Source organism: Streptomyces graminilatus (assembly GCF_001418565.1).
GTDB classification, from domain to species: Bacteria; Actinomycetota; Actinomycetes; order Streptomycetales; family Streptomycetaceae; genus Streptomyces; species Streptomyces graminilatus.
Map to the genome: position 1 here is coordinate 1 of NZ_LIQQ01000712.1, position 3,135 is coordinate 3,135.

Here is a 3,135-nt window from a genome sequence, read left to right on the forward strand (position 1 = left end):
CTCGTCACCGCGTACGCGGTGGCGGTGGACGACGGTGACTGGGAGACGTACGTGAAACTGTTCACGCCGGACGGGCGGGCGGACTACCGTTCGGCCGGTGGCATCGAGGGGGACGCCCGAGACGTCGCCGGGTGGCTCAGGCAGAACATGGAACTGTTTCCGATGCGGCAGCATCTGATCGTCAACCGCCGGGTCGGCTTCGGCCTCCTTGAGCAGGACACCGGTGACACCGCCCGCGTCCAGGCGGACTACGTCAATCCCATGCGCCTCGCGAACGGTGCCGGCGAAGGCGGATCCACCGCTCCCGACTTCGTCTGCGGTGGCCGGTACGCCTTCGGGCTGATCCGTACGGGGGACGGCTGGCGGCTGCGCGAGGTGGTCGTGGAGGAGAAGTGGCGCCGCACGGCGTAGCCACACCGGGCGCCGTACGCCCGTACGAGGAATCCGTCGTTCCTGGCCGGAGTCCTGCTGGTCCGAGATCGTCCCCACCGCGCACACTGGACACAGGCAAGAGGTGACCGACCGGCAGGAGGCGCCGTATGAAACTGCCCGACCACTGGCTCGCCTCCCCGTGGCGGCGTTCCGTCGTCGCCGCGCTGGCCGGCGCCCTGCCGATGTTCGCCTTCCCGGCGCCGGCCCTGTGGTGGTTCGCGTACGTGGCGCTCGTGCCCTGGATCCTGCTCGTCCGGTCCGCGCCCACCGCCAAACGGGCGGCGTACGACGGCTGGTTCGGTGGCCTCGGGTACATCCTGGCCGTGCATCACTGGCTGCTGCCGAGCATGCATGTGTTCACGGTCGTCGTCGCGGCGCTGCTGGGCGCGCTCTGGGCACCCTGGGGCGTGCTCGTACGCCGGTTCCTGGCGGGCCGGGCCTCGGCGGGACGGATCGCGGCCGGGCTGGTGGTGCTGCCGTCGGGGTGGCTGATGGTCGAGCTGGTGCGGTCCTGGCAGGGGCTCGGCGGGCCCTGGGGCATGATCGGTTCCAGCCAGTGGCAGGTGGCGCCCGCGCTGCGGCTGGCCTCCGTCGGCGGGGTGTGGCTGCTCAGCTTCCTGGTGGTCGCCGTGAATGTCGCGGTCGGCGTGCTGGTCGCGGTGCGCGAGTCCCGGGTCCCGGCCGTTGCCGGGCTCGTCGCCACCGCCGCCGTGACCTCGGCGGCCTGGATGTGGTCACCGCGTCCGGAGACGGAGGGCCGGGTGCGGATCGCCGTCGTCCAGCCGGGCATCGTCGCCGGGACCGACAGCCCCGGGAAGCGGTTCGCCATCGAGGAGGCGCTCACCCGCCGACTGGCCGACGGTCAGGACGTCGACCTCGTCGTCTGGGGCGAGAGCAGCGTCGGCTTCGACCTCGCCGACCGGCCCGACCTGGCGAAACGGCTCGCGTCGCTCTCGCGCGCGACGGGGGCCGACATCCTCGTCAACGTGGACGCCAGACGCTCCGACCGGCCCGGCATCTACAAGAGTTCGGTGCTCGTCGGCCCGGACGGCCCCACCGGGGACCGGTACGACAAGATGCGGCTGGTGCCGTTCGGTGAGTACATTCCGGCGCGTTCGCTGCTGGGCTGGGCCACCTCCGTCGGCAAGGCGGCGGGCGAGGACCGCAGGCGCGGCAGCGAGCAGGTGGTGATGGACGTCGGGCACGGGCTGCGTATCGGGCCCATGGTCTGCTTCGAGTCCGCGTTCCCGGACATGAGCCGCCACCTCGCCCAGGACGGCGCCCAGGTGCTCGTCGCCCAGTCCTCGACCTCGTCGTTCCAGCACAGTTGGGCGCCCGAGCAGCACGCCTCGATCGCGGCCCTGCGCGCCGCCGAGACCGGCCGGCCCATGGTGCACGCCACGCTGACCGGCGTCTCCGCCGTCTACGGCCCGAGCGGTGAGCGCGTCGGCTCGTGGCTCGGCACCGACGCGAGCACCTCGGCGGTGTACGACGTACCGCTGGCCCGGGGTGTCACGCCGTATGTCCGCTTCGGTGACTGGCCGGTGCACGCGGCCGTGCTCGCCCTCGTCGTCCTGGGTGCCGTCGAGGGCGCGGGCCTGCTCAGGCGGCGGTCCGCTCCGTCACCGCTCGTACCACCCGCTCGCACAGTTCGTGAGTCGCCAGTGCGTCCCGGGCGCTGAGCACCTTTCCCGCGCGCACGGCGTCGAGGAAGGCGAGCACGGCCTGTTCGATGCCGCGCTGCCGGGCCACGGGCACCCAGTCGCCGCGCCGCCGTACGGTCGGCTGGCCCTTGTGGTCGATCACCTCGGCGAGGTTGATCACCTGACGCTTGGTGTCCTGCCCGGACACCTCGAGGATCTCCTCGGCGGAGCCGCTGAGCCGGTTCATCACCCCGAGGGCGGTGAAGCCGTCCCCGGCGAGCTGGAGCACCACGTGGTGCAGGAGCCCGGCCTCGGTGCGGGCGCGCACGGTCACGTCGTCGACCGGGCCCGGCACCAGGAACCGCAGGGTGTCCACGACGTGGATGAAGTCGTCGAGGATCATCGCGCGGGGTTCCTCGGGCAGCCCGATACGGTTCTTCTGCATCAGGATCAGCTCGCGCGGATGGTCGGCGCACTGGGTGTACCCGGGCGCGAAACGCCGGTTGAACCCGACGGCGAGCGAGACCCCGCGCTCCTCCGCCATCGCCACCAGCCGCTCCGACTCGGCGAGTTCGTACGCCAGCGGCTTGTCGACGTACGTCGGTACGCCCGCCGCCAGCAGCCTGGTCACGATCTCCGGGTGCGTGACGGTGGGCGCGTGCACGAAGGCCGCGTCGAGGCCCTGGGCGATCAGCCCGTCGAGGTCTGCGTGGCGCTGCCCGGCCGGCAGCCGCAGAGCGTCGGCGACCTCGGCGAGTGTCGCGGGCGTCCGCGTGTGCAGATGCAGTTCGACACCGGGCCGCGTGCCCAGTACCGGCAGATACGCCTTCCGCGCGATGTCGCCGAGTCCGATGCAGCCGACCTTCACGGGGTCTCCTTCAACGGTTGCCTGCCGGGGCCGTACAAGGGGTCGAGCGGGAGTCAAGCGGGGGTCGAGCGGGGGTCATGCCGGAAGCATAGGGCCGGTGAGGAACCCGCCGGCCCTATTCTTCCGGCATGACCCCCGCTCGACCCCCGCTTGACTCCCGCGCGACCCCCTGTACGGCCCCAGCAGGCCACC

At 72.1% G+C, this 3,135-nt stretch carries 3 protein-coding genes; 2 read left to right on the forward strand and 1 reads right to left on the reverse strand.

The features are described from left to right. Together AOK08_RS40425 and lnt are read left to right on the forward strand one after the other, a co-directional pair. A partial coding sequence (locus tag AOK08_RS40425) for a nuclear transport factor 2 family protein (protein WP_055535358.1) occupies positions 1 to 411 on the forward strand: 411 nt, incomplete at its 5' end. A gap of 128 nt (positions 412 to 539) precedes the next feature. Next, positions 540 to 2,114, forward strand: coding sequence for an apolipoprotein N-acyltransferase (gene lnt / locus AOK08_RS40430; protein WP_055535360.1), 1,575 nt, complete (start codon positions 540 to 542; stop codon positions 2,112 to 2,114). On the opposite strand, the gene AOK08_RS40435 is transcribed toward lnt, so the two are convergent. After that, positions 2,035 to 2,943, reverse strand: coding sequence for a Gfo/Idh/MocA family protein (locus AOK08_RS40435; RefSeq protein ID WP_055535362.1), 909 nt, complete (start codon positions 2,941 to 2,943; stop codon positions 2,035 to 2,037). The genes lnt and AOK08_RS40435 overlap by 80 nt on opposite strands. Positions 2,944 to 3,135: the final 192 nt, after the last annotated feature.

Bases quoted from the DNA above. Each gene is read 5' to 3' on its own strand.
- lnt (WP_055535360.1), top strand. From the start codon at position 540: ATGAAACTGCCCGACCACTGGCTCGCCTCCCCGTGGCGGCGTTCCGTC.